Raw genomic sequence first — 24,490 nt, 5'->3', positions numbered from 1 at the left:
CCGCGCCGTCCGTCCTGTCGACCGCCTCCGGGAAGGAGTCGTGCGTGGCGCGCGTGCCCGACATGAGCCCGGAGGAGGCGGCCGACGTGCTGGGCGTGCCGCCCGGCGCCGACCTGCCCGAGATCGAGCGCGCGTACCGGCGGCTCGCGCGCCAGCTGCATCCCGATCGCTTCGTCGGCCGCCCGGTCGACGAGGCGACGACCGCCGCGGCACGCTTCGTCGAGGTCGCACGGGCGCACGAGGTGCTCGTCGCCGCCGCGAGCCGTCGACCGGCATCCGGAAGCGACGCCCACCGCGGCGCCGACGCGTACGGCGCGCCGGCACGCCGGGCCTCGGCTGCGGTCCCCCGGTTCAGCTGGCGCCTCTTCGCCGCCTGGGCGCTCGTGCTGCTGGTCGGTGCGGTCCTCTCTACGAGCACCGGACCGATCCTGGCACCGATCGACCTGTGGGGACGGCTCGGCCTGCTGGTGGCGTTCGCGCTCGCCACGTCGCTCACGCGCCGGCGCTGGATGTGGTGGATCACGCTCGCCCTGCTGGTCCTGAGCGCGGCGGCGGTGATCGCGTCCACGACCATCACGGGCCTCCTGGGGCTCGGGCTGATGGCCGTCGCGTGCGTCGGGCTCGCCGTGCAGGCCGGGCTGGTCCGCTTCCCCGACCAGTAGCGGGAACCAGGAGAGGGCGCCGGTAGTGCGCGACCCCGCCGGGGAACATACTGGGAGTCATGCCGGCCACCTTCCTCGTCGTCCCCGAGTGGCAGGGCTCCGTGTCCTCGCGCGCGATGAGTCACGCCGACGGGGCGTTCGCGATCCATGGCGACCTGCCGTCGTCGGCGACCGTGCTCGTCGAGGTGCCCGTCGAGGCGGGTGACTCGCTGGGCACGGGGGTCCATCGCTACAGTGCGGTCCGGCGCGTGCGCGAGCGCACGGCGGCGGCGCTCGGCTCCGCGCGCGGCACCCCCATCGCCGTCGGCGGTGACTGCGGCATCGCGCTCGCCCCCGTGGCGGCGGCGGCCGCCCGCCACCCCGATGAGCTCGCCGTGCTCTGGCTCGATGCGCACCCCGACCTGAACACGCCCGCCACGAGCCCGTCGGGGGCCTTCAACGGCATGGTCCTGCGAGCGATCACCGGTGAGGGCGCCGATGGGCTCGCGCTCGAGGGCGACCAGCGCGTGCCCGCGTCGCGCATCGTGCTCGGCGGAGTGCGGGCGATCGACGAGGGCGAGCAGGCGTTCATCGATGCCGAGCGGATGGCGGTCCTGGGCGTCGACGACTTCGCCGATGCCGCCGCCGTGGTCCGCGCCATCGCCGCCACCGGCGCGTCCCGGGTGTACGTGCACGTCGACCTCGACGTGCTCGACCCGTCGGCGATCTCGGGGCTCTCGTATCCGCTCCCGTTCGGCGCGGAGCCCGATTCGCTCGTCGCGCTGGTCCGCGAGGTCGTGGCACGCTTCCCGCTCGCCGGCGCCTCGATCGCGGGCTTCGCCCCGGCGTCGCCCGACGCGGCGATCGACGACCTGCCCACCATCCTCCGCCTGGTCGGGGCGCTCGCGTCCGGCGCGAGCTGACGCGCCGCGCCGTCCGTGGCCCGCGTCCCGAAGGCTCCCTAGGCTGGTCCGGACGGCCGGGCGGCGCCCGGCACGGAAGGGAGCCGGGATGGTGCGGGAGTACGACGTCGTGGTGCTCGGGGCGGGGCCCGTCGGCGAGAACGTCGCCGACCGCGCTCGGGCCGCCGGGCTCGAGGTCGCGATCGTGGAGCACGAACTCGTCGGCGGCGAATGCTCGTTCTGGGCGTGCGTGCCCTCCAAGACGCTGCTGCGCAGCGGTTCGGCGCTTCGGGCCGCACGACGCGTGCCGGGTGCGGCAGAGGCCGTCACCGGCGGCCTCGACGTGGCCGCCACGCTCGCGCGCCGGAACGCGTTCGTCTCGGACTGGACCGATCGAGGCGGGCAGCGCTGGCTCGAGAGCGTGGGCGTCGAGCTCGTGCGCGGCCACGGGCGTCTCGACGGGGAGCGCCGGGTGATCGTCTCCCCCGCGGGCGGTGGCGACGACGAGGTGCTCCGGGCACGGCACGCGGTCGCGGTGTGCACGGGCTCCGACCCGGTCCTGCCCGACATCGCCGGGGTGGCCGAGGCCCGCCCTTGGACGAGCCGCGACGCGACGGGCGCCCAGGAGGTCCCCGCGACGCTCGCGGTGATCGGCGGTGGCGTGGTCGCCGCCGAGATGGCCTCGGCCTACACGTCGTTCGGCACGCGCGTGACGGTGCTCGTCCGCAGCACGATGCTGCGCGGGCTCGAGCCCTTCGCGGGCGAGGCCGTCATGGCCGGACTTCGCTCGCTCGGCGCGACCGTGCGACTCGGCGTCTCCCCGGTCCGCGTGAGCCGCGATCCGGCGGGCCGCGTCGTGATCGAGCTCGACGACGGCACGTCCGTGACCGCTGACGAGGTCCTCGTCGCGACCGGACGGCGCGCCCGCACGGATCGCCTCGGCGTCGAGACGGTCGGGCTCGAGCCCGGAGCCTGGATCGAGGTCGACGAGACGCTCGCCGCGGCATCCGTCGCCCCCGCCGGCGCGGAGGCACCCTGGCTCTACGCGGTCGGCGACGTCACGGGCCGCGTGCACTTCACGCACCAGGGGAAGTACGAGGCGCGCGCGGCGGGCGACGTGATCGCGGCCCGCGCGCTCGGCCGGGCCGTCGACGACGCGCGGTTCGGAGTGCACGCGGCGACGGCCGACCACGTCGCGGTGCCCGACATCGTGTTCGGCGACCCCGAGGTCGCGGCGGTCGGCCTGACGGCGGCGAAGGCCGAGGAGGCCGGCCTGTCGGTGCGGGTCGCCGACGCGTCGTTCGCGAGCGTGAGCGGCGCCGGCATCCTCGGCGACGACTGGGACGGCCGGGCGCGGCTCGTCATCGACGACGAGCGCGACGTGGTGGTGGGCGCGACCTTCGTCGGCCAGGGTGTCGCCGAGCTCGCGCACCAGGCCACGATCGCGATCGTCGGCGAGGTGCCCGTCCGACGGCTCTGGCACGCGGTGCCCGCGTTCCCCACGCTGAGCGAGATCTGGCTGCGGCTGCTCGAGGCCGACGGCCGGCCGGAGGCGCGCGGATGAGCCGGGTGGTGCGGATCCGGCTCACCGATTCGCCGGTCAGCCGGGCGGGTTACTGGTGGGCGACCACGATCGGGTTCGCCTGGGGCTTCCTGTGGAGCCGCGGACCGATCGAGGTGAGGCATGGCCTCGTGGTGTTCCGGGGCATGCCGAAGTGGACCTTCGGCCGCGGCGGATCCTGCGTCGGCGGCTGCTACCTCACCGACCGCAACGTCTCCGAGGCGGTCCTCGGGCACGAGGCCGTGCATCGGCAGCAGTGGCGCACGTACGGGATGCTGTTCCCGATCCTGTACTGGATGTCGGGGCGGAATCCGTTGACGAACCGGTTCGAGATCGAGGCCGGCCTCGAGGCGGGTGGCTACCTGCGCCGACGGCCCGGGCGCAGGGCACGCCCGGGCCGCGACGCGGCATCCGCCTGAGGACGGACCGAGGGATCAGCGCGTCGTCACTGCTCGACGACACCGGCGATCGCGTCGACGAGGGCGGGCAGGCCGCCATCCCAGTCGAAGCTCAGCGCGGTGGGCGGCGAGACCGACGAGACCGTCACGGGGTCGTACACCTGGGCGACCCGGCCCGCGGCGACCGCGGGGATGGCCTGCAGCTCGGGCTTCGCGAGGAAGGCGTCGGCCTCCTCCTCGGTGCTGTGGTAGCTCACGATGACGTCGGCGTCGAGCTGGTCGAGCTGCTCGTAGCTGAGCTCGTAGTAGAAGCCGCCATCGCTCGTGTCGAGCTCCGAGACGCTCGGGGCGACCTCGAGTCCGAGCTCGGTGAGCACCTCGATGCGCGAATCGGCGGCGGTGTAGACGTAGACGAAGCCGTCGCCGTCCCAGACGCCGGCGAAGGTCGTGCCCGCGAAGTCCGGGTGGGCCGCGGCCTGCTCGGCCAGCCCGTCGGAGATCTCCTGGAGTACGGCCTGGCCCTCGTCGGTCCGGCCGAGCGCCTCGGCCGTGATTTCGATGGTCTGGTCCCAGGGCGTGGTCCACGGCGCCTCGGGGTAGGCCACGACCGGCGCGATCTCCGAGAGCGTGTCGTACTGCTCCTCGGTCAGGCCCGAATACGGAGCGAGGATCAGGTCGGGCTCGGCCTCGATGAACTCCTCGTAGGGCACGGTCGCACCGCCCTCGGGGTCGCTGAGGAGGGTCGGCAGCTGCTCGCCCGCATCGTCGTACGCGGCCTCGACCCACGGCAGGTAGTTGCCCTCGCCGACGGTCCACGTCTGCTCGGCGATCGCCACGGGGTAGACGCCCAGAGCGACTGCCGCTTCGGTGGCCCCCCAGCCCCATGTCGCGACGCGCTCGGGCGCGCCCTCCACGACGGTCTCGCCGAGGGCGTGCTCGATCGTGACGGGGAAGCCCTCGGTGGCGGCGGCCGCCGAGTCGGACTCGGCGGAGTCGGCGGTGCCGCCTGCGCAGGCGGTGAGGGCGAGCGCGGTGGCGGCGGCGCCGGCCACGGCGATCAGGGAACGTCGAAGACGCACGGATGCTCCTTGATTCAGGGGAGGAGTGAATAAGGCAAGCCTAACCTAACTCCACCGGCGACGCATCTCTCGAGCGTCATCCCCGGTCATGCGATGCGCCGACCGCGTGGAACCGGCCGATCGGCACCACGAGCGGCGTGCCGGAGACGGGGTCGGCGACCACTCGCGCGTCCAGGCCGAACGCGTCGCGCACCGTGCGCTCGGTGAGCACCTCCCCCGGTTCTCCCTCGGCGACGATGCGCCCCGCCGACATCACCACGAGGTGGTCGGCGTACCGCGCGGCGAGGTTGAGCTCGTGCAGCACCATCACCACGGTCGTGCCCCGCTCGCGGTTCAACCCCGTGAGCAGGTCGAGCAGCTCGAGCTGGTGGGTCACGTCGAGGAAGGTGGTGGGCTCGTCGAGCAGCACGACGTCGGTCTGCTGGGCGAGCACCATCGCGATCCACACCCGCTGGCGCTGCCCTCCGGAGAGCTCCTCGATCGGACGATCGGCGAGGTCGGCGACACCCGTCGCCGCGAGCGCCTCGGCGACCACGTCGTCGTCGTCGCTCGAATGGCGGCCGAACCAGCCCTGATGCGGGTACCGGCCGCGCCCGACGAGATCGGCGACCCGCACCCCGTCGGGCGCGATGGAGGACTGGGGCAGCACGCCGACTCGGCGTGCGACGTCGCGTCGCGGCATCCGGGACATATCGACGCCGTCGAGCGTGACGCGCCCGGCCTCGAGCGGGTGCAGGCGGGCGAGCCCGCGCAGCAGGGTCGACTTGCCGCACGCGTTCGGCCCGACGATCGCGGTGATCCGGCCCGCGGGAACGGCGAGGTCGAGGCCCTCGATGACGCGACGGCCGTCGTACCCGAGGCTCACGCCCTCGGCGGCGAGCCCGAGTGCCACGCGGGTCGGGGAAACGGATGGGACGCTCATGCGCGGGTCCTCTCGGTGCGGGCGAGCAGCCACAGCAGGTACGGGGCGCCGATCACGCCGGTCACGATGCCGAGCGGCGCGGTGAACCCGGGCACGGCGAACTGGCCGACGACGTCGGCGCCGAGCGTCAGCACCGCGCCCACGACGCCCGCGGCGGCGACCGCCGCTCCCCCGCCGCCCGCGAGGCGGCGGGCGACGGCGGGCGCGATGAGCGCCACGAACGCGACGGGTCCCGCCACGGAGGTCGCCAGCGCCACGAGCGCGACCGCGATCACGAGCAGCAGGACGCGCGCCCCGTCGACCCGGACGCCGAGCGCCGCCGCGTGGTCGTCGCCGAGCGCCAGCGGTCGCAGCGCCCGCGTGGCGAACGTCAGCGCGAGCGCACACGCCCCGATCCCGATCGCGAGCGCCGCGAGGCCGTCGCCGCGGACGTCGGCGACGCTGCCGACCGTCCAGTGCAACGCGGTCTGGGCCTCGCGCACCTCGGATCGCGCGAGCAGCCAGGAGACGGTGGAGCCGCAGAGGTAGGCCATGCCCACCCCCACGAGCACGAACCGCACGCCGTGCAGGCCTTGCCGCCACGCGGCCACCCAGATGACGACCGCCACGACGAGCCCGCCGCCGAAGGCGAACCCGGCGACGAGCGCGCCGCCGGCGCCGAGCCCGAGGGTGGCCCAGACCGCGCCCAGGCTGGCGCCCGCCGAGATGCCGAGGATGTCGGGGCTCGCGAGCGGGTTGCGCAGCGTCGACTGGAACACCGCCCCCGCGAGCGCGAAGGCCATGCCGACGAGGAGTGCCGCGAGGATCCGCGGAAGCCTGAGGTCGAGCACCACGAACCGGTCGAGGCGCTCGCCACCGCCGAGGAGGACGGCGAGCACGCGGTCGGGGCTCACGCCGGCCGCACCGAAGGACAGCGCCGCGAGCGCGAGCGCGATCGCGACCGCGGCACCCGCGCCGACGATCGTCGCGCGTCTCCGGCGATCGGCCCGACGGACCCCGGCCACTGCGACGGCGGCGACGGCGAGGGGCGTCACAGCCCCGCCACCCGTCGGCTCCGGGCGATCGCGATGAGCACGGGCGCGCCGATGAATGCCGCGACGACGCCGGCCTCGAGTTCGGAGTTCGGCACGACGAGCCGCCCGATGACGTCGGCCGTGAGCAGCAGGATCGGCCCGAGCGCCACCGCGAGGGCCGTGATCCACCGGTAGTCGCTGCCGACGAGTCGCCGCGCCGCGTGCGGCACGACGAGTCCGACGAGCGCGATCGGCCCCGCGAGCGCCACCGCGGTGCCGCTGAGGAGCACGAGCGCGACGCCCGCAATGGCACGCGTCATGCCGACGCGTTGTCCGAGCGCCGTGGCGACGTCGTCGCCGAGTGCGAGCAGGTTGAGGCGGTGCGCCAGGGCCGCGGCGAGCACGACCCCGACGGCGAGGAACGGCCAGAGCGCCTCGACGGTCGACAGGTCGCGCCCGGTGAGCGAGCCGACCGCCCAGAACCGGTACTGGTTGAACGCCTCGGTGTCGCGCAGCAGCACGAGGGCGATGAGCGGCGTCAGCAGCGCCGTGAGCGCCGCGCCCACGAGCGCGAGCCGCACGGGCCGCGCACCGCCGATCGCGAAGACCACGAGGGCCGCCGCGGCCGCGCCCGCGAACGCGAACCAGATGAACCCGAGCGGCGAGGTGATCCCGAGCAGCGAGATGCAGAGCACCACGGCGAGTGACGCGCCCGAGTTCACGCCGAGCAGGCCGGGATCGGCGATCGGGTTGCGCGTGACACCCTGGATGAGCGTGCCGGCGAGGCCCAGGGCGACCCCGGCCGCCAGGCCGATGACGGTCCGCGGCACGCGCAGCTGGAGGACGACGGCCTGGTCGGGATCGGCGAGGTCGGGTGCGAGGAGCGCCTGCCACACCTCGGCGGGGTCGATGGTGCGCACGCCGAGCGCGAGGCTCGCGGCGACGACGACGGCGAGCGCGATGGCGCTGCCCGCGAGCACGACCACGACGCGCCGGGCGCGCGGGCGCCCGATCCGCTCACGCGCGGCACGCGTGCTCGGCGGGGCGGCGGGCGCCGCGGCGAGGGTGGCGCTCACGCCAGTTCGGCGCGGCCCTGCCGCCAGTAGCCCATGAACGCGACCTGGCGGCGGTCGAGGCCGGCCTCCTGTACGAGGAAGCGACGGAGGACCTTGATGACGGATGCCTCGCCGGCGAGCCACGCGTAGCAGTCGCCGTCGAGGCTCGTGCCCTCGGGCACGTCCCACAGGATGCCGTCGGCGTCGGCCGCGGCCTCGAGCTCGGCGACCGTGCGGCGCGCGATCTCGGCGGCGGCCCCGGCGGGGTCGGCGCAATCGCGGAGCCAGCAGGTGCGGGCGACCCAGTCGCGCACCGCGGGCACGAGCCGTTCGCCATGGGACCGGCTCTCGCCGCGTGGCAGCCAGCGCACCTCGACGCCGTGGGGGGCGCGCACCTCGAGCGCGTCGTCGGCCGACGGCACCTCGATGATGGCCGCGCCGGAGGCGTCGGCCGGGAGCGACTCGAGGATCGCGCAGATCGCGGGCGCGGCGGTCTCGTCGCCGGCGAGCAGCACGGTGTCGACGTCGCCCGGACGCCAGTCGATGCCGATCGCGCGACCCTCGCTCCGCTCGTCGGGTCCGACGAGCACGATCGCGTCGCCCGGCCGGGTGCGTGTCGCCCACGCCGAGCCGGGCCCGGAGTCGCCGTGGGCGACGAAGTCGATGTCGACCTCGCGCCGTTCCGGGCGGACCGCACGGACCGTGTAGGTGCGGAACGGGTTGCGCCGGTCGGCGGGCAGCTCGCGCCAGGCCGAGTACCAGTCCTCGCCGTGGGGGAAGTGCGCGAAGCCCGAGTCGGCCAGCGGGAGGACGACCTTGACGCGCTGGTCGAGGCCGGCGGTGCCGAAGTCGGCGAGCTCATCGCCGGCGAAGGTCACGCGCGTGAAGTGCGGCGTGAGTCGCTGCACGCGCGCGACGGTCGCGTGGAAGCCGCGGTAGGCGGGACGCGGGCGGGCGGGCGCGGCGGCCTCGGCGAGTGAGGTAAGCATTACCTAAGTCTTGCACACGGCCTCGCACGCGGCGAACGCTTCGTCACATGGCGCCGCGTCCTCCGCTCACCACACCGGCGGCCGCCGACGCCCCCGACGCGCGACCCGCTCGAGCTGGGCGGCGAGGGCGAACAGCGTCGCCTCGCCGCCGGGCCGTCCGATCAGCTGCACGCCCATCGGCAGCCCGTCGACGGTCTCGTGCACCGGAAGCACGAGCGCCGGGAGGCCCGCGACGTTGACGAACGACGTGTACGGCGTGAACCGCACCTGCTGCGCGAAGTTCTCCTCGCCGTCCTCGGCGTCGTACCAGCCGACCGGTCGCGGGGTGAGCGCGAGCGCGGGGGTGAGCACCGCGTCGAACGGCGCGAACCGCGCGATCGTGCGGCGCTCGAACCCGGCCAGCCACGACAGCGCCTCCGCGAGGTCGGCGGCCGAGCGCTCGCGGCCGCGCCCCATCAGCCAGCGCGTGAGCGGCTCGAGCAGGTGGTGACGCTCCTCCGGGACGTCGATGCTCGCCGCACCCGCCTGCCAGATCGTGCGGAACGCCGCCGGGTAGCCGGGCTCGGCGGACGGCGCGACCTCGTCGACGCCGTGGCCGAGCCGGTCGAGCAGGGCGATGCCCGCGTCGAGCGCGTCGCTCGCGGCCGGATCGAGGCGGATGTCGGTGAAGCCGTCCCACGGCGTGTCGCGCAGCACGCCGACCTGGAAGCGACCCTCGCCGCGGATCGCGGCGCCGAGGTACGGGCCGTCCTCCCCCGGCGCGCGCACCGAGAACGGATGCCGCGCCGGATAGCCGTGCGGCGCGATCATGCCGTCGAGCAGCAGCGCGGCGTCGGCGACGGTCCGAGCGAGCGGGCCGACCACGCCCAGCCCGGCGAGGCGGTCGAGCCCCGAGCCCGACGGCACGCGTCCGCGCGAGGGCTTGACCCCGACGAGTCCGCACGAGGCCGCGGGGATCCGGATCGACCCGCCCCCGTCGTTGCCCGGCGCGAACGGCAGCATGCCCGCGGCCACGGCCGCGGCGGCGCCCCCGCTCGACCCGCCGGCGCCGAGCGAGAGGTCCCACGGGCTCCGCGCCGGCCGGCCCGCGAGGGGCTCGGTGTACGAGGGCAGCCCGAACTCGGGGGTCGCCGTCTTGCCGAGGCTTACGGCGCCCGCCGCGTCGATCGCGGCCACGAGGTCGTCGGACTCCTCGGACACGTTCCCGGAGTGCGCGCGCGAGCCGAACGCGGTCGGCACCCCGGCACGCGGGTGCAGGTCCTTGTCGGCGAGCGGCATGCCCCAGAGCGGCGCCGCCCTGGGCACGTCACGCTCGACCGCGCGTGCCCGGTCGAGGGCGGCGTCGCCGGTGACGTGCGCGAAGGCTCCGACGACGGGGTCGAGCCGCGCGATCCGCTCGAGGAAGTGCGCGGTCGCCTCCACCGGCGAGACGTCGCCGCGCTGGAGCAGCTGGTGGAGCTCGAGGGCGGTGTGCTCGTGCAGGGCGTCGTCCACGTCACGAGCCTAGGCCCGCGGCATCCGTGGGCCCTGCTACTTCAGCGTCTTCTGCAGCAGCACCGTGCCGAGCCAGCGGTCGAACTTGAAGCCCACGCGGCCCATGCGGCCGATCTCGGTGAACCCGAACTTCTCGTGCAGCCGGATCGACGCGTCTGCACCCTGGTCGGCGATCACCGCGAGCATCTCCTTGAGGCCCGCCGCCTTCGACGCGTCGATGAGCGCGCCGAGCAGCGCACGCCCGAGGCCCTTGCCGGATGCCGCGGGTCCGAGGTAGATCGAGTCCTCGACGGTGTAGCGGTAGGCGCGCTTGGGCCGCCACGGGGCCACGAGCGCGTAGCCGAGCAGCTGGCCCGACGGCGACTCGGCCACCAGGAACGGCAGGCCGAGCTTCTGCAGCTGGGCGAACTTCTGCTTCCACTCGCGCAGCGTCATCGCATCCTCGTCGAAGGTGACCGTGGAGTTCGCGACGTAGTAGTTGTAGATCTCGCGCACCGCCGGCAGGTCGCTCGCCCGGGCGGGGCGGATCTCGTACGAGAAGGGCGCCTCCGCCGGCTCGGGCTTGCGCAGGTGGCGCGGCAGCTCGCGCCGCGTCTGGTATTCCTCCTCGAGCATCCCGCCATGGTACGCGCGTGAGATGACGGGCGGATGTCAGGGCGTCGGAAGGCCGCGCGTCAGTCGGGGATCGTCCAGTCGACGGGCGCACCGCCCTGCTCCACGAGCAGCGCGTTCGCCCGGCTGAACGGCTTCGACCCGAAGAACCCGCGGCTCGCGGAGAGCGGGCTGGGATGCACCGACTCGACACGCGGCACGTCGCCGAGCAGCGGACGCAGCGACTGCGCGTCGCGCCCCCACAGGATGGCGACGAGCGGACCCCCGCGACCGACGAGCGTGCGGATCGCGTGATCGGTGACGCGTTCCCAGCCGGTGCCGCGGTGCGAGCCCGGGTCGCCCGGCCGCACGGTCAGCACGCGGTTCAGGAGCATGACGCCGCCGCGGTTCCACGCGCCGAGGTCGCCGTGCGCGGGCGTCGGCACCCCGAGGTCGTCGGCGAGCTCCCGGTAGATGTTCGCGAGGCTCCGCGGCAGCGGGCGCACGTGGCGCTCCACCGCGAACGACAGGCCGATCGGGTGGCCCGGCGTGGGGTACGGGTCCTGGCCCACGATGAGCACGCGGACCTCGCCCACCGGCTGCTGGAACGCGCGCAGCACGCGGTCTCCGGACGGCAGGTACGGGCGGCCGTCGGCGGCCTCGGCGCGCAGGAACTCGCCCATGCGCGCGATGTCGGGTGCGACCGGCGCGAGCGCCTCGGCCCACGACGCGTCGATGAGGCCCGCCTCGGCGAGCTCGGGCAGCGTGCGCCCCATCAGCCGGCGATGCTGCGGACCGACACGCCGTCCTCCTCGGCGGTCACGCTCCAGACGTTCCCCGCTCCCGCGACCCGGAGCCCTGCGGTGCCGATCGCGAACAGCGTGTCCTCGTCGATCGCGATGCCGCCGTCGACGAGCCGGGCCTCGGTCGCCGCGATCATGCGGGTGAGCGTGCCCCACTGCGCCGCGTGGCAGTCGACCGTGAGGTCGACCAGCCCGATGCCGGCCTCGACGAACACCTCGTCGAGCTCCTCCGCGGCGTCCTCGGGGGCGACGGGCACGCCGCCGATGCGCCATCCGCCGAGCAGTGCCGTGTCGGACGCGATCGCGGCCCCCGCCGAGAACCCGAGGTAGGGCAGGCCGGATGCCACGAGGCGGCGGAGCTCGCCCGCGATCGGCTCCACCGCGCGACGGTAGGCCGGCGTGAGGCCGCCGCCGACCAGGACGCCGTGCGCCTCGGCGAGCGCGGCCGGCTCGAACGCGCCCGTCTCGGGGACGACGGTGACGGCCGCATCGACGTCGGCGACCGACCCGAGCAGGGCCCGCCACCGGTCGGCGAGCTCGGCGCCGTCGGCATCGGCCGCGACCAGCAGCACCGCGACGCGCGGGCGGTCGGCACCGTCGCGCCCGGCCGCCTCGGCGGCCTCGACGAGGAAGGGCGCGTACACGGATGCCGCGTGCTCGGCGCTCCACCCGCCGCCCACGAGGTGCACGCTCATCGGGTCGGCTCCTCGACCTCGATGGGCGGCTGCGCCGACCAGGGGAACACGATCCAGTCGGCGGTCTCGCGGAACGCGAAGTCGGGGACGAGCACCGTGCGGGGCTTCACGTAGAGCGTCGCGGTGCGCACGTCGGCCCCTGCCTCGGTGAGCAGGTCCACGACCTTGGCGAGCGTGCGTCCGGAGTCCGAGACGTCGTCGATCAACAGCACCGATCGTCCGGCCACGGCGGGGACGTCGAGCATGGGCGGATGCAGCACGGGCTCCGGCAGCCGCTCGTCGACGCCCGTGTAGAACTCGACGTTGATCGAGCCGCACTGCTTCGTGCCGAGCGCATACGAGATGGCGCCCGCCAGCAGGAGCCCGCCCCGAGCGATGGCGATCACCACGTCGGGACGGAACCCCGAGCGCAGCACGTCCTCGGCGAGTCTGCGCGACGCGCCGGAGAAGTCGTCCCAGGTGAGGATCTCGCGGCGGATCCCGCCGCCGGAGGCCGCGTCGTCGGCATCGAAGGTCATGCCCCCAAGGCTAGTCGGCGGCGCGGTCGCCGTCCGTCGGCGGCGCACCCTCCCGGAGGCCGGCGGTGGTCTCGCCGGTGGTGTCGTCGAGGAGGCCCGTGCGCTCAGCGAGGGGCGACTCGGTCGCACCCCCCCGCCGCAGCTTGGCGAGGCGCTCGTTCAGCACGGAGACCAGCGCCGCCGACGCCGTGCCGAGGATCGCGACGCCCCCTGCCATCAGGAGCACCGCGTACAGCCGACCGGGAAGGGTCACGGGGTAGGTGTCGCCGTATCCGACCGTGGCGAGCGTGACGCACGCCCACCACAGCGCGTCCCCGAAGGTCACGATGTTGGCCCCGGGCGCGTCGCGTTCCACCTGGTAGGTCACGAGCGCGATGAAGAACACGAAGACGAGTGCGTAGGTCAGCGCCTCGGAGACGAACCGGGCACGGACGGCCCTCGTGGTCCGGCGTTCGAGCGCCGGGAGGTGCCGCACGAGCGACACGACGCGCATTGCGCGGAACAGCGGGACGACCGCCGAGAGCACCTCGATCGGATGCCGCCACGCCCAGCCCCATCGGCGCCCGCGCGGGGTGAGCGCGAGCTGCACGACGACGTCGATCACGAACGCGATCCACCCTCCCAGGACGAGGATGACCAGGATGCCGAGGATCGCGTCGGGCGGATCGAGCCAGAGCACGTAGGCGATGTACCCGATGATGAAGGCCACCCCGGCCAGCGCGAGCGGTCGCTGCGTGGCCTCAGCCCATCGCGTGCGCCGGGAGTCGTCGACGTTCGCCGCCCGGCGGCTCACGAGGCCGCGCTCCCCTGCACCCGCAGCGTTCCTCTCGCGAGCCGGTACGCCGCGGCCTGCGCGACGGGCCTCACCACGATCAGGTCGAGGTCGACATGGCGTGGCCTCGAGATCGCATCGACGATGACATCGGCGACGTCCTCCGCGACGAGCGGCTCGGGGACGTCGTCGTAGACGGCGTCGGCGCGCGCGCGGTCGCCGCCGAAGCGAACGAGCGAGAACTCCTCCGTCCGCACCATCCCGGGCGCGACCTCGATCACGCGGATGGGCTCGCCGTTCAGCTCGAGCCGGAGGACCTGCGTCATGGCGTGCGCGGCGAACTTGGCCGCGTTGTACCCGCCGCCGCCCGCGTACACCTCGTGTCCCGCGACCGAGGTCACGTTCACGAGGTCGGCGACGCCGCGCTCCTCGGCGCCCCGCCGCAGCAATGGCAGCAGCGCGCTCGTGACGCGCTTCACGCCGAGCACATTCACCTCGAACATCCACGCCCAGTCGTCGAGGTCGGACTCCTCGACCGAGGCGAGCCCCTTCGCACCGCCCGCGTTGTTCACCAGCGCGTGCACGCCGCCCGTGGCCTCGAGGTGATCCCGCAGCGCCGCGACATCCGCATCGCTCGTGACATCGGCGACGAACGGCGTCGCGCCGGTCTCCTCGGCGAGGGCGGCGAGGCGCTCCTCGCGCCGGGCCACGGCCACCACGTCCCATCCGGCGGCCCCGAGCCCGCGCACGGTCGCCGCCCCGATCCCCGAACTCGCTCCCGTGACCACCGCGCGCTTGCCGTCCATGCGGCCATTCTGCACCGCACGGCGTTTCGCGACGTGACCTCGGTCCCGGCGGTGCGGGACAATGGGCGGATGCAGCCGACGCCCGTGCCCGGCACCACCCGGCCGCCGCACCGCAAGCGCCGAGTGCCGCTGTGGGACAACGCGCGGTGGATCGCCATCACGCTCGTCGTCATCGGACACGGCATCCTGCCGCTCATCGGCGAGGATGACGCGGCGTACAGCGTCTACCTGTTCATCTACTCCTTCCACGTGGCCGTGTTCGTGACCGTCTCGGGCTACTTCGCCAAGTCGGGTCCGCCGAATGCGCGCGCCATGCGGCTGGTCCTGACCGACATCGTCTTCCCGTACCTCATCTTCGAGACGATCTGGACGATCATCCGGTTCGTGCTCGGCGGCGGGTTCGTGCTCGACTACACGACCGCGTCGTGGACGCTGTGGTTCCTCATCGCGCTGGCGATCTGGCGCATCGTGCTGCCGTACCTGGTGCTGCTCCGGTTCCCGTTGGTGATCGCGATCGCGATCTCCATCGGCGCCGGCTACACGGCCGAGATCGACTCGACGCTCGCGCTCTCGCGCACGTTCGGCATGCTGCCGTTCTTCGTCTTCGGATGGAAGCTGCGCCAGTGGCGCATCACCGACCGCTGGCTCGACCTCACCACGGCGGCGACCTGGCGGTGGCGCGCGGGCGCGATCGCGCTGTTCGCGGCGCTGCTCGCGGTCATGCCGCTCGCGATCGAGACCTGGCGCGACCTGCGGCTGCGTCGCTTCATGCTCTACGACGAGTCGTACGAGGCGATCGGGTACGACGAGCCGTGGTCGGGCGCCATCCGGCTGTTCCTGCTGCTGCTGGCGATGCTGCTCTCGGTGGCGTTCCTCATGCTCATGCCGCGCCGCACCACCTGGTTCACCGCGTTCGGCAGCGCGACGATGTACATCTACCTGCTGCACTCCTTCGTGCTCTTCCCGCTGCGCGAGACGCCGATCCTCGAGGGCCCGCAACCGTGGTGGGTGCTCCCCGCGATGATCGCCTTCTGCGTGCTGGTCTCCGTGGTGCTCTCGCTGAAGCCCGTGCGGCGCGTGTTCCGCCCGCTCGTCGAGCCGCGGGTCCGCTGGCTCTTCCGCCCCGAGCCGATGACGGCGACCGGCACGATCGTGCTGCCGCCCGACGCGCTGCCGCCGGCGCCGCCGCCGCGCGAGCCGAGCGCGTGACGCCGTGTTGCGCCATCCGTTGATCGCCTGATCGACCGGACGTAGCGTGGGCGACGGATGCGGCGGGGCCGCACCCCGACCTCCGAAGGAGTCCCACATGGCTGACAACGCCGCCGCCGACTGGCGCTTCGAGACCAAGCAGGTGCACTCGGGCGCCGCGCCCGACCCGGTCACGAAGGCTCGCGCCACCCCGATCTACCAGACCACCTCGTACGTGTTCGACTCGGCCGAGCACGCGCAGAACCTCTTCGCGCTCGCCGAGTTCGGCAACATCTACACGCGGATCATGAACCCGACCCAGGCCGTGGTCGAGGAGCGCCTCGCGGCGCTCGAAGGGGGCAGCGGCGCCCTCCTCGTCGCCTCGGGCCAGGCGGCCGAGACGTTCGCGGTGCTGAACATCGCGCAGGCCGGCGACCACATCGTCTCGTCGAGCTCGATCTACGGCGGCACGTACAACCTCTTCAAGTACACGCTCGCCAAGCTCGGCATCGAGACCACGTTCGTCGAGAACCAGGACGACGCCGACGAGTGGCGCCGCGCCATCCGCCCGAACACGAAGCTGTTCTTCGCCGAGACCATCGGCAACCCGAAGATCAACATCCTCGACATCGGGCTCGTGTCGGGCATCGCGCACGAGGCCGGCATCCCGCTCATCGTCGACAACACGATCGCGACGCCGTACCTGATCCGGCCCTTCGAGCACGGCGCCGACATCGTGATCCACTCGGCCACGAAGTTCCTCGGCGGCCACGGCACGGTCATCGGCGGCGTCATCGTCGACGGCGGCCGCTTCGAGTGGTCGAAGAACGTCGAGAAGTTCCCCGGCCTCACCGAACCCGACCCGTCGTATCACGGCGCGAGCTACACCGCGGCGGTCGGCGACGCGCTCGCCTACATCATCAAGGCGCGCGTGCAGCTGCTGCGCGACCTCGGATCCTCGATCGCGCCCGCGAGCGCGTGGCAGCTCATCCAGGGCATCGAGACGCTCTCGCTGCGCGTCGAGCGTCACGTGCAGAACGCGCAGGAGATCGCGGAGTGGCTCGACAACCACCCCGACGTCGCGCACGTGAACTACTCCGGGCTGCCCTCGAGCCCGTGGTACGCGGCCGCGAACACGTACGCCCCGAAGGGCGTCGGCGCGGTGCTGTCGTTCGAGCTCAAGGGCGGCGTCGACGCCGGCCGGGCGCTCGTCGACAACCTGTCGCTGTTCAGCCACCTCGCCAACATCGGCGACGTTCGCTCGCTGGTCATCCACCCGGCGTCGACCACGCACTCGCAGCTCACCCCCGAGCAGCAACTGACCACCGGCGTCACGCCCGGTCTCGTGCGGCTCTCGGTCGGCATCGAGAACGTCGAGGACCTCAAGGCCGATCTCGAGGCGGGCCTCGCCGCCGCGCGTCGCGCCACGGAGGCCGCGCGGGTCTGACGACCGGCCGACCGAAGCGGATGCCGCGTCCCGTCCGGGGCGCGGCATCCGCCGTTCCCGCGCCGGCGCGGCAGCGACCTGCGTAACAGTCGCCGAGCGGGCCGTCGGGTCCGGGAGAATCGAGGACATGGACTGGCAGACCATCTCGGAGACGGTGCCCGCGAGCATCGTCCCCGAGGCGCGCGCCGCACGGCAGCTCGCCGGCCGCGCACCGGCGACCGGGGCATGGCGCGAGGGCGATCCGGTCGGCGAGCGTCGCTTCGCGCGCATCGGCGACCTCGCGCTGGAGTCCGGCCAGGTCCTCCCCGACGTGCGCATCGCGTACGAGACCTGGGGCCGGCTCGCCCCCGGACGCGACAACGCGATCCTCGTGCTGCACGCGCTCACCGGCGACAGCCACGTGCTCGGCGCGGCCGGGCCCGCGCATCCCAGCGCCGGATGGTGGCCGGGCGTCGTCGGGCCGGGCCGGGCGATCGACACCGACCGCTGGTTCGTCGTGGCGCCGAACGTGCTCGGCGGGTGCCAGGGCTCGACGGGGCCGTCCTCGCTCGCCGCCGACGGCGTCGAGTGGGGTGCTCGGTTCCCCTTCCTGACGATCCGCGACCAGGTCCGGGCGCAGGTCGCGTTCGCGAAGCGGCTCGGGATCGAGCGCTTCGCGGCCGTGGTCGGCGGGTCGATGGGGGCGATGCACGTGCTCGAGTGGGCCCTGATGGCGCCGGAGGCCGTCGAGCGCATCGCGGTGCTCGCGGCGCCGGCCGCCACGACGGCCGACCAGATCGCGCTGAACTCGGTGCAGCTCGAGGCGGTGCGCAGCGATCCGGCGTTCCGGGGCGGCGCCTATTACGACGCGCCCGACGGCGACGGCCCGACGCGCGGGCTCTCGCTCGCGCGTCGCATGGCCATGCTGAACTATCGCACCCCGGCCGAGCTCAATCACCGCTTCGAGCGCGGCTGGCAGTCCAGCCTCGACCCGCTGGGCGGGGGCGGGCGATTCGCGGTGGAGTCCTACCTCGACTTCCACGGGAACAAGTTCACCCGGCGGTTCGACGCGAACAGCTACCTCGTGCTCACCGAGGCGATGAACTCGCACGACATCGGCCGCGGGCGCGGCGGAGTGGAGGCCGCGCTCGATCGGATCGAGGCGACGAGCCTCGTGCTGGGCATCGACAGCGACCGGTACTTCTCGCTCGACGGGCAGCGCGAGATCGCCCGTCGGCTGCGGCGCAGCGTGCACGGCCCCGAGCCGGTCGTGCTGCACTCCGAGTACGGCCACGACGCCTTCCTCATCGAGGACGAGGCGGTCGGCGCGGCGCTCGCGGAGCTGCTCGCGGCCTGAACGTTCCGGGTCGAACGGTCCGGTTCGGGACCGATGACCCGCATACGGGGGTCGCTCTGCGTTATCTTCGAGGGTGACGGTGCTGTGTGCGCCGTGCCGGCGGGCGTCACAGGAGGGGGTGGCATGCGTCGCATCGACAAGGAGCGGGACCGGCTGCTGCGCCGCCTCGCGCGCGCCGGCAGCCTGACCGGCGCGATCCTCGCACTCGGCTGCATCGTCGTCCCCGGGGCGCTCGATCCGGGCCGGTTCGCCCTCGCGGTGGCCCTCGACCTGCTCGTCATCCTGCTCGCCGCCTACGCGACGGCGCGCACCGCGCTGCTGCCCACCATCGGCACGGTCGTCGTCGCGGTCGCCTTCATGCTCGTGATCGGGGTGAATCCCGCGATCGACCCCGCCGCCACCACCGCCATGGCCTGCACGGCCGCCCTCACTACGCCGGCCATCGTCATCCCGACGCTCGTGCGGCCCAACGGCGCGGGCATCGTGGCGGCTGCCGCGTTCGCGGTCCTCGCCGCCCTCGGGGTGGCGACGGGTGCCGGAGCGAACATGTGGCTCGTGCTGGTCGCCGGCCTCGCGGGGTGGATCGCCTGCATCGCGACCGGCCTCTGGCTCGCGCGCGCGATCGAGCGCGCGGCGGAACGCGTCGACGAGGTCGGCCGGGCCCACGAGGCCGAGCGGCTGGCGAGCGAGTCCGAGGCGCAGCAGCGCCAGGATGCCCGCGTCCTCCACGACACGGTGCTCGCCACGCTCAGCCTGCTCGCGCATTCCGGGGTGGGCGTCGGCGCCAGCGCACTCCGTCAGCAAGCCGGCGACGACGCCCGGCTGCTGCGGCAGCTGCGACTCGGCGCCCCGCTCGACAACGGCTCGAGCGCGATCTTCTCGCCCGAGTCCTCGGGCGGCGAGGGACTCGGCACCACGTTCGAGTCCGTCCGCAAGCGGTTCGCCCGCATGGGACTCGACGTGCACTGGCACGGCGCCGGGCAGCTGATCCTGCCCCGCGACACGCTCGACGCGCTCCTCGGCGCCCTCGGCGAATGCCTCGAGAACGTGCGGCGGCACTCGGGCGTCGGCGAGGCCGACGTCACGATCACCGATGACGAGCGCACCGTCCGCGCCATGGTCACCGACCAGGGTGCCGGCTTCGAGCCGGCGGCCGTCGACCCGGCCAGGCTCGGGTTCGCCGAGTCCGTCGTCGGCCGCCTGCACGCGGTCGGCGGACGGGCCCGGGTGTTCAGCTCCCCCGGGTCGGGCACGACCGTCATGCTGGAGGTGCCGAAGTCGTGAACCTCCTCCGCCGCTCGACCGGCATCGACGAGGCGCCTCGTGACACCACGCACGAGAGCCAGTTCCGCCGACCCACCCGATCGGCGCGCGCCGCGGAGGACATCCGCAGCGCGCACGGAGGCCGGCGGCTCGCCGCGGGCGTCGCGGTCGCCTCCGCCGCGATCCTGCTGGCGCACCTCGTGCACGCGATCGCCTTCACCGGCACCTACCCGCCCGGCACCGAGCCCGTCGCGGCGTGGATCGCGCTCGCCGTCGTCACGCTGGGCGGGGTCATCGCGACGCGCGGACTCAGCCGCGTCACCGACTGGGTGCTCGTCGCCCTGCTCGCCGGTCTCGCGGTCGTGGTCTGGCTCGACGTGGCGGCGACGATGGACCAGCTGTACCTCGGCATCACCCCGACCGCCGCCCCGGCCGCCGCCGCGGTGCTCATGCCCGTCGCCGCGCTCCGCGAGACGCGCTCGGCCGTGGCCGCCGCCTCGGCTGTCGCGGGCATCCTCGCGGTCATGGCGCTCGCGCAGGCGCCGCAGGCGAGCACGATGACCGTGGTCGGCCTGGCCGTCGCCGCGAGCGCCGTGGTCCCGGTCGTCCTCGTGGCGATCGCGGTGCGCGGCTTCCGACGGCTGGTCGGACGCGAGCTCGACCTCTCGCTCGTGCAGTCGACGGTCTCGACGCCTCGGTCCGCCGTCGGCATGCGCGCCTCCGAGGAGCTCGCCGAACTCGACTACGACGCCGAGTCGCTCCTCGACGACGTCGGTTCGGGGCGCATCGCCATCCCGCTGCCGCCCGGCGCCGCCGAACGCGCCGGCCAGCTCGCGGCGCGCCTCCGCGTGCGCCTCATCGAGGGCCGCACCGACACGTGGCTGCGGCACGCGGTCACCGAGTCGGCCTACCTGAGCCGGCGAGTGACCGTCGACGATCCCGCCGGGCTCGCCGGGCTCCTGTCGCCCACGCAGCGCGACGGCCTGCTGCTCGCCCTCTGGCTGATCGCCGGCCAGCGACGCCGGAAGTCCACGGAGCCGCCGCTGGAGGTGCGGGTGCTCTGCCGCGACGGCGACTTCGACGACGACGACGCGCGTCCGATCGGAGACGCGGCGCGCGTCGCCATCCGATTCGAGGTCTCAGGCGTCACCGCACGGAAAGTCGACGCCTCGACGTGGGAGGCACTCGATAATGTCGGAGGCAACGTCGTCGTCCCGGAACCGGACGGCTTCCAGGTCGACGTCGACTGCCGGATCGAGCCCACGACCCGTGGTGGAGTTCCGGCACCGCCCAGCGCTGTCCACCCGAGGGGAGCATGACGTGCCCGAACCCGAACCCCCGCGTATCCGACTCGCGATCGTCGACGACCACCGCATGCTGCTCGGCGCCCTGTCCGAGTGGCTGCGCGGCGCGGCATCCGACATCGACCTCGTCGCCGCGGTGCCGTCCTGGTCCGAGCTGCTCGCGCACCCCGCGTTCCCGGTCGACGTGGTGCTGCTCGACCTCGACCTGCGCGACAACATCCCCATCTCGATCAAGCTGTCGACCCTCAAGTCGGCGGGCGTGCGCACCATGCTCATGAGCACGTACTCCGAGCCCGCGGTCGTGCGCGAGGCCCTGGGCGCCGGCGCCCTCGGCTACCTCGTCAAGTCCGAGCCCGTCGAGACCATCGTCGAGGCGATCCGCGCCGCACAGCGCGGCGAGTCGTACCTCAGCCGCGAGCTCGAGGAGGCGCTCGACGACGACGGTGCCGCCCCGCGCCTCAGCGCGCAGGAGCGCCGGGTGATGGCGCTGTACGGCGCCGGCCAGCCGGTGAAGGCCGTCGCGTTCCAGCTCGGCATCTCCGAGGAGACCGCGAAGAGCTACCTCAAGCGCATCCGCGAGAAGTACCGCCTGGCCGGCTACGACGTGGGCACGAAGGTGGCCCTGCGCAAGCGGGCGATCGCCGACGGGATCCTGCTGCAGTCGGAGTGACGCGCGACGCGATCGCCGCGGGGTCGTCGCTCAGTCGCCGATCGCGCCCACGGCCCCGGTGACCGAGGGCAGCGGGATGCCGCGTCGCCGGCGGGCCCGGTCGAGCGCGAACGTCGCGACGGCGAGCGCGCTCCCGGCGATGGTGAACAGCAGGCCGACCCACACCGGCGCGACGTAGCCGAGGCCCGCCGCGATCACTGCACCGCCGACCATCGCGCCGAGGCTGTTGCCGATGTTCAGCGCGGAGTGGTTGAGCGCGGCCGCGATGGACTGGCTGTCGCGGGCGACATCCATGAGCCGAGCCTGGATGGTCGGCGACAGCGCCGCCGACGACGCGCCGACGAGGAAGACCCCGACGCCCAGCCCGAGCGGATGCTGCACCGTGAAGGCGAGCAGGACGAGCGCCGCCGCGAGCGTGCCGGAGAAGAGGTACATGGAGCGGCGCACGCTCCAGTCGGCGAGACGTCCGCCCACGAGGTTGCCGATGGTCATGCCGAGACCGAAGACGACGAGCACCACCGGCACGAGCGCCGACGGGAGGCCGGTGACCTCGGTGGCCAGCGGCGCGACGTAGCTGTACACCGCGAACAGGCCGCCGAACCCGATCGCCCCGATCGCCAGGGCGAACCACGCCTGCACGCGCGTGAACACGCGCAGCTCGCGCGCGAACGTCGCTGCGGGGTCGCCGGCCTGCCACGGCACCGCCGCGAGGACGGCGAGGAACGTGGCGACGAAGATGGCGGCCACCGCGAGGTAGGCCACGCGCCATCCGGCCTGCTGGCCCAGCCAGGTGATCGCCGGGACGCCGACGACGTTCGCGATCGTCAGGCCCGACAGCACGAGGGCCACGCCCCGGGCGCGCTTGCCGGGGCCCATGAGGCTCGCGGCGACCAGGGAGGCGATGCCGAAGTACGCCCCGTGCGGGAGCGCGGCGACGAAGCGTGCCGCGACGACGAGTTCGAACGTCGGCAGGAGGGCCGACGCGAGCGTGCCGAGGCTGAACGCGGCCAGCAGCGCGAGCAGGAGCCGCTTGCGCGGCCAGCGGGCCGCGGCGGCGGCGATCGTGGGGGCGCCCACGACCACGCCGAGCGCGTAGGCGGAGATGACCCAGCCGGCGGCGGCGTTCGCGGCCTCGGTCGACGTGGCGGCCAGGCCGGGCAGCAGGTCGGCGGCCATCTCGGGCAGCAGGCCCATGGCCACGAACTCGGTTGCGCCGATGCCGAAGCCGCCCATCGCGAGGGCGAGGAGCGCGAGACGGATGCGGGCCGGCGACAACGTCGTCGGCCCGTCGGAAGCGTGGGTCACCCCACGATGATGCCACGGATCGAATCGATTCGACAAACCACGCCCGACCGCCCGGCCCCGGTGAGCGGGTCACCTCGGCGGCTCGCGGTCAGCCGTCGTTCTCGAGCGCGGCCTCCAGCCGATCCAGCTTCGCCTCGATCTCGCCGCTGTAGCCGGGCCGGATGTCGGCCTTCAGCACGAGCGAGACGCGCGAGCCGTAGTCGCCCACGGCCTCGCAGGCGTCGCGGATCACCCGGAAGACCTCGTCCCACTCCCCCTCGATCTCGGTGAACATCGAGGTGGTGCGGTTCGGCAGCCCGGACTCGCGGACGATCCGCACCGCCTCGGCCACCGCGTCGTGCACCGATCCGTCGGTGCGGCCCGTGCCGCTCGGGGCGACCGAGAACGCGACCAGCATGGTTCCTCCTCATCAACGCGACGGGCGCCGCGCCGGCCTAGGCCGCGTCGGCCCTCGGCGTCGTGCGCGCGGAACCAGCCTGCCACACGGCGCGCAGCGCCCAACCGAGCAGCGCGAGCAGGAGCACGACCTTCACCGTCAGCAGCAGCACGAACGCCGGATGGGCGATGAGCAGCCAGCCGTACCAGTACGGATAGATGGCGTGCGTGAGCAGCGCGACGGCCGACGCGAGCGCGGCCGGCACGACGAAGCGGCCGCCGCCGAGCACCAGCCCCAGCACGACGGGAGCGGCCAGCCAGGTCACGAACTGCGGCGAACCCACCTTGTTGGCCGCGATCAGCACCGTCGTGAGCGCGGTCGCGAGGGGCGGCAGCAGCGCCGCGAGATGCGCCCGGCGTCGCACCGCGCGGATGCCGAACGCGAGCACCACGGCCACTCCGACGGCCATGACGGGCGTCGCGAGTCCGGCGGCGACCTCGACCCCCGGCCCCTGCACCTGGAAGGTGATGATGTCGCGGTCGAACACGATCGTGGCCTCGGAGGCGCCCGCGACGATCCACCACAGCCACGGCACCGCGAACGGCGACTCGACCTGCAACCCGCGCCCGGCCTGCTCGGCGATGAAGCCGAACGCGTTGGAGCCCGACCCGGCGATCAGGCTCACGCCGAGGATGCCGGCGCTGAGCCCCGCGGCGACGATCACGACCTCGGCGCGACGCCGGAGCGCGACGACCAGCGCCACCACGAGCGCCGCCGGCCACACCTTGATCCACGAGGCGATCGTCACGAGCGCCGCCGCGACGCGCGGGCGTCCCGCGGCCCAGAGCAGTCCGACGATGGCGAACGGCACGGTGACGGTGTCGATCCGGCCGAGCGCGATCGGGCCGAGCAGGGCGAGGAATGCCATCCACCACCATGCCGCCGCCCGACGCCGGCGCGACACCACGCCGGTTCCGAGCAGCACGGCGAACGCGATCGCATCGAGCACCGTCACGAGCACGAGCCACGTCACGCCGTACCAGTCCGACCCGAACGCTAGGGCGGCCGTCATGGGCGCGAACGCCAGGATCGGGTACACCCACGGCACGTCGATCCCCATGCGCACCCACCCGGCCTGCGCGTTCTCGGCCCACTCGCGGTAGACCGCCGTCACGTCCCACATCGGGGTGGAGGGGCTGAGCAGGTTCACGGCGGCGAGGACCAGGTGCACCAGCGCGAACGCGATCCACGCCGCCGGCCGCCCCGCCAGGTGTCGACGGATGCCGCGTCGCGGCCGATCGCGCGCCTCGCCGAGCTCGACGACACCCTCCGCCATGGCACCCGAGCCTAACGAACGCGTCA

Annotated in this window: 25 protein-coding genes; 10 read left to right on the top strand and 15 right to left on the bottom strand. The window is 73.8% G+C overall.

The features are described from left to right. Nucleotides 1–44: 44 nt before the first annotated feature. From ACZ4TW_RS13065 to ACZ4TW_RS13050, 4 genes are all read left to right on the top strand, one after another. On the top strand, nucleotides 45–662 hold the full coding sequence (locus ACZ4TW_RS13065) for a J domain-containing protein (RefSeq protein WP_465543162.1): 618 nt from the start codon (nucleotides 45–47) through the stop codon (nucleotides 660–662). A 59-nt stretch (nucleotides 663–721) separates the two neighbouring features. Further along, nucleotides 722–1,564 carry an arginase family protein gene (locus ACZ4TW_RS13060; RefSeq protein ID WP_465543161.1) on the top strand — a complete coding sequence of 281 codons (843 nt, stop codon included), beginning with the start codon at nucleotides 722–724 and terminating at the stop codon, nucleotides 1,562–1,564. A gap of 88 nt (nucleotides 1,565–1,652) precedes the next feature. Beyond that, a complete protein-coding gene (locus ACZ4TW_RS13055; RefSeq protein WP_465543160.1) occupies nucleotides 1,653–3,107 on the top strand; it encodes a dihydrolipoyl dehydrogenase family protein in 1,455 nt (484 codons plus the stop codon). Continuing rightward, nucleotides 3,104–3,523 (top strand): Fe-S oxidoreductase, encoded by a 420-nt coding sequence (locus tag ACZ4TW_RS13050; RefSeq protein ID WP_465543159.1) that lies wholly within the window; start codon nucleotides 3,104–3,106, stop codon nucleotides 3,521–3,523. Before ACZ4TW_RS13055 ends, ACZ4TW_RS13050 begins: the two co-directional genes overlap by 4 nt. A 26-nt stretch (nucleotides 3,524–3,549) precedes the next feature. Here ACZ4TW_RS13050 and ACZ4TW_RS13045 read toward each other — a convergent pair whose 3' ends face one another. From ACZ4TW_RS13045 to ACZ4TW_RS12990, 12 genes are all read right to left on the bottom strand, one after another. Further along, the gene (locus tag ACZ4TW_RS13045) at nucleotides 3,550–4,581 is read right to left on the bottom strand and encodes an iron-siderophore ABC transporter substrate-binding protein (protein WP_465543158.1); all 1,032 of its coding nucleotides are present in this window, start codon (nucleotides 4,579–4,581) and stop codon (nucleotides 3,550–3,552) included. 76 nt (nucleotides 4,582–4,657) lie between these two features. Further along, nucleotides 4,658–5,503 (bottom strand): ABC transporter ATP-binding protein, encoded by an 846-nt coding sequence (locus ACZ4TW_RS13040; RefSeq protein ID WP_465543157.1) that lies wholly within the window; start codon nucleotides 5,501–5,503, stop codon nucleotides 4,658–4,660. Continuing rightward, nucleotides 5,500–6,537 (bottom strand): FecCD family ABC transporter permease, encoded by a 1,038-nt coding sequence (locus ACZ4TW_RS13035; RefSeq protein WP_465543156.1) that lies wholly within the window; start codon nucleotides 6,535–6,537, stop codon nucleotides 5,500–5,502. The genes ACZ4TW_RS13040 and ACZ4TW_RS13035 overlap by 4 nt, the downstream gene beginning before the upstream one ends. Continuing rightward, nucleotides 6,534–7,592 (bottom strand): FecCD family ABC transporter permease, encoded by a 1,059-nt coding sequence (locus ACZ4TW_RS13030; protein ID WP_465543155.1) that lies wholly within the window; start codon nucleotides 7,590–7,592, stop codon nucleotides 6,534–6,536. Before ACZ4TW_RS13030 ends, ACZ4TW_RS13035 begins: the two co-directional genes overlap by 4 nt. After that, the gene (locus ACZ4TW_RS13025; RefSeq protein WP_465543154.1) at nucleotides 7,589–8,560 is read right to left on the bottom strand and encodes a siderophore-interacting protein; all 972 of its coding nucleotides are present in this window, start codon (nucleotides 8,558–8,560) and stop codon (nucleotides 7,589–7,591) included. The genes ACZ4TW_RS13030 and ACZ4TW_RS13025 overlap by 4 nt, the downstream gene beginning before the upstream one ends. A 66-nt stretch (nucleotides 8,561–8,626) precedes the next feature. After that, nucleotides 8,627–10,054 (bottom strand): amidase, encoded by a 1,428-nt coding sequence (locus ACZ4TW_RS13020; RefSeq protein ID WP_465543153.1) that lies wholly within the window; start codon nucleotides 10,052–10,054, stop codon nucleotides 8,627–8,629. A gap of 36 nt (nucleotides 10,055–10,090) precedes the next feature. Then, nucleotides 10,091–10,669: a GNAT family N-acetyltransferase gene (locus tag ACZ4TW_RS13015; RefSeq protein ID WP_465543152.1), complete on the bottom strand. Its 579-nt coding sequence runs from the start codon at nucleotides 10,667–10,669 to the stop codon at nucleotides 10,091–10,093. A 59-nt stretch (nucleotides 10,670–10,728) separates the two neighbouring features. After that, nucleotides 10,729–11,421 (bottom strand): uracil-DNA glycosylase, encoded by a 693-nt coding sequence (locus ACZ4TW_RS13010; protein ID WP_465543151.1) that lies wholly within the window; start codon nucleotides 11,419–11,421, stop codon nucleotides 10,729–10,731. Continuing rightward, nucleotides 11,421–12,143, bottom strand: coding sequence for a type 1 glutamine amidotransferase family protein (locus tag ACZ4TW_RS13005; RefSeq protein ID WP_465543150.1), 723 nt, complete (start codon nucleotides 12,141–12,143; stop codon nucleotides 11,421–11,423). The genes ACZ4TW_RS13010 and ACZ4TW_RS13005 overlap by 1 nt, the downstream gene beginning before the upstream one ends. Continuing rightward, nucleotides 12,140–12,661: a phosphoribosyltransferase gene (locus ACZ4TW_RS13000; RefSeq protein WP_465543149.1), complete on the bottom strand. Its 522-nt coding sequence runs from the start codon at nucleotides 12,659–12,661 to the stop codon at nucleotides 12,140–12,142. The genes ACZ4TW_RS13005 and ACZ4TW_RS13000 overlap by 4 nt, the downstream gene beginning before the upstream one ends. A gap of 10 nt (nucleotides 12,662–12,671) precedes the next feature. Continuing rightward, nucleotides 12,672–13,454, bottom strand: coding sequence for a potassium channel family protein (locus tag ACZ4TW_RS12995; RefSeq protein ID WP_465543148.1), 783 nt, complete (start codon nucleotides 13,452–13,454; stop codon nucleotides 12,672–12,674). Beyond that, entirely contained in the window at nucleotides 13,451–14,239 is a 789-nt protein-coding gene (locus tag ACZ4TW_RS12990) for an SDR family oxidoreductase (protein ID WP_465543147.1), read from the bottom strand. The genes ACZ4TW_RS12995 and ACZ4TW_RS12990 overlap by 4 nt, the downstream gene beginning before the upstream one ends. A 69-nt stretch (nucleotides 14,240–14,308) precedes the next feature. Here ACZ4TW_RS12990 and ACZ4TW_RS12985 point away from each other — a divergent pair, with 69 nt between their 5' ends. From ACZ4TW_RS12985 to ACZ4TW_RS12960, 6 genes are all read left to right on the top strand, one after another. After that, a complete protein-coding gene (locus ACZ4TW_RS12985) occupies nucleotides 14,309–15,448 on the top strand; it encodes an acyltransferase family protein (RefSeq protein ID WP_465543146.1) in 1,140 nt (379 codons plus the stop codon). Nucleotides 15,449–15,545: 97 nt separating this feature from the next. Beyond that, the gene (locus tag ACZ4TW_RS12980; RefSeq protein WP_465543145.1) at nucleotides 15,546–16,874 is read left to right on the top strand and encodes a bifunctional o-acetylhomoserine/o-acetylserine sulfhydrylase; all 1,329 of its coding nucleotides are present in this window, start codon (nucleotides 15,546–15,548) and stop codon (nucleotides 16,872–16,874) included. 127 nt (nucleotides 16,875–17,001) lie between these two features. After that, nucleotides 17,002–18,210, top strand: coding sequence for a homoserine O-acetyltransferase MetX (gene metX / locus ACZ4TW_RS12975; RefSeq protein ID WP_465543144.1), 1,209 nt, complete (start codon nucleotides 17,002–17,004; stop codon nucleotides 18,208–18,210). Nucleotides 18,211–18,333: 123 nt separating this feature from the next. Further along, nucleotides 18,334–19,494 (top strand): sensor histidine kinase, encoded by a 1,161-nt coding sequence (locus ACZ4TW_RS12970; protein ID WP_465543143.1) that lies wholly within the window; start codon nucleotides 18,334–18,336, stop codon nucleotides 19,492–19,494. Beyond that, on the top strand, nucleotides 19,491–20,792 hold the full coding sequence (locus ACZ4TW_RS12965) for a hypothetical protein (protein ID WP_465543142.1): 1,302 nt from the start codon (nucleotides 19,491–19,493) through the stop codon (nucleotides 20,790–20,792). The genes ACZ4TW_RS12970 and ACZ4TW_RS12965 overlap by 4 nt, the downstream gene beginning before the upstream one ends. Nucleotide 20,793: 1 nt before the next feature. Then, on the top strand, nucleotides 20,794–21,447 hold the full coding sequence (locus tag ACZ4TW_RS12960) for a response regulator (protein WP_465543141.1): 654 nt from the start codon (nucleotides 20,794–20,796) through the stop codon (nucleotides 21,445–21,447). A 30-nt stretch (nucleotides 21,448–21,477) separates the two neighbouring features. On the opposite strand, the gene ACZ4TW_RS12955 is transcribed toward ACZ4TW_RS12960, so the two are convergent. The 3 genes from ACZ4TW_RS12955 to ACZ4TW_RS12945 all read right to left on the bottom strand — a co-directional run bounded on the left by ACZ4TW_RS12955 (nucleotide 21,478) and on the right by ACZ4TW_RS12945 (nucleotide 24,464). Next, nucleotides 21,478–22,752, bottom strand: coding sequence for an MFS transporter (locus ACZ4TW_RS12955; RefSeq protein WP_465543140.1), 1,275 nt, complete (start codon nucleotides 22,750–22,752; stop codon nucleotides 21,478–21,480). Between the two features lie 88 nt (nucleotides 22,753–22,840). Then, a complete protein-coding gene (locus ACZ4TW_RS12950) occupies nucleotides 22,841–23,149 on the bottom strand; it encodes a thiamine-binding protein (RefSeq protein ID WP_465543139.1) in 309 nt (102 codons plus the stop codon). A 37-nt stretch (nucleotides 23,150–23,186) separates the two neighbouring features. Beyond that, nucleotides 23,187–24,464, bottom strand: coding sequence for a glycosyltransferase 87 family protein (locus ACZ4TW_RS12945; protein WP_465543138.1), 1,278 nt, complete (start codon nucleotides 24,462–24,464; stop codon nucleotides 23,187–23,189). Between the last annotated feature and the right edge of the window lie 26 nt (nucleotides 24,465–24,490).

This window comes from Agromyces sp. NPDC029043 (assembly GCF_055564615.1).
Note: the sequence above shows the minus strand (reverse complement) of the source record. Positions and strands in the feature narration are given on the sequence as shown.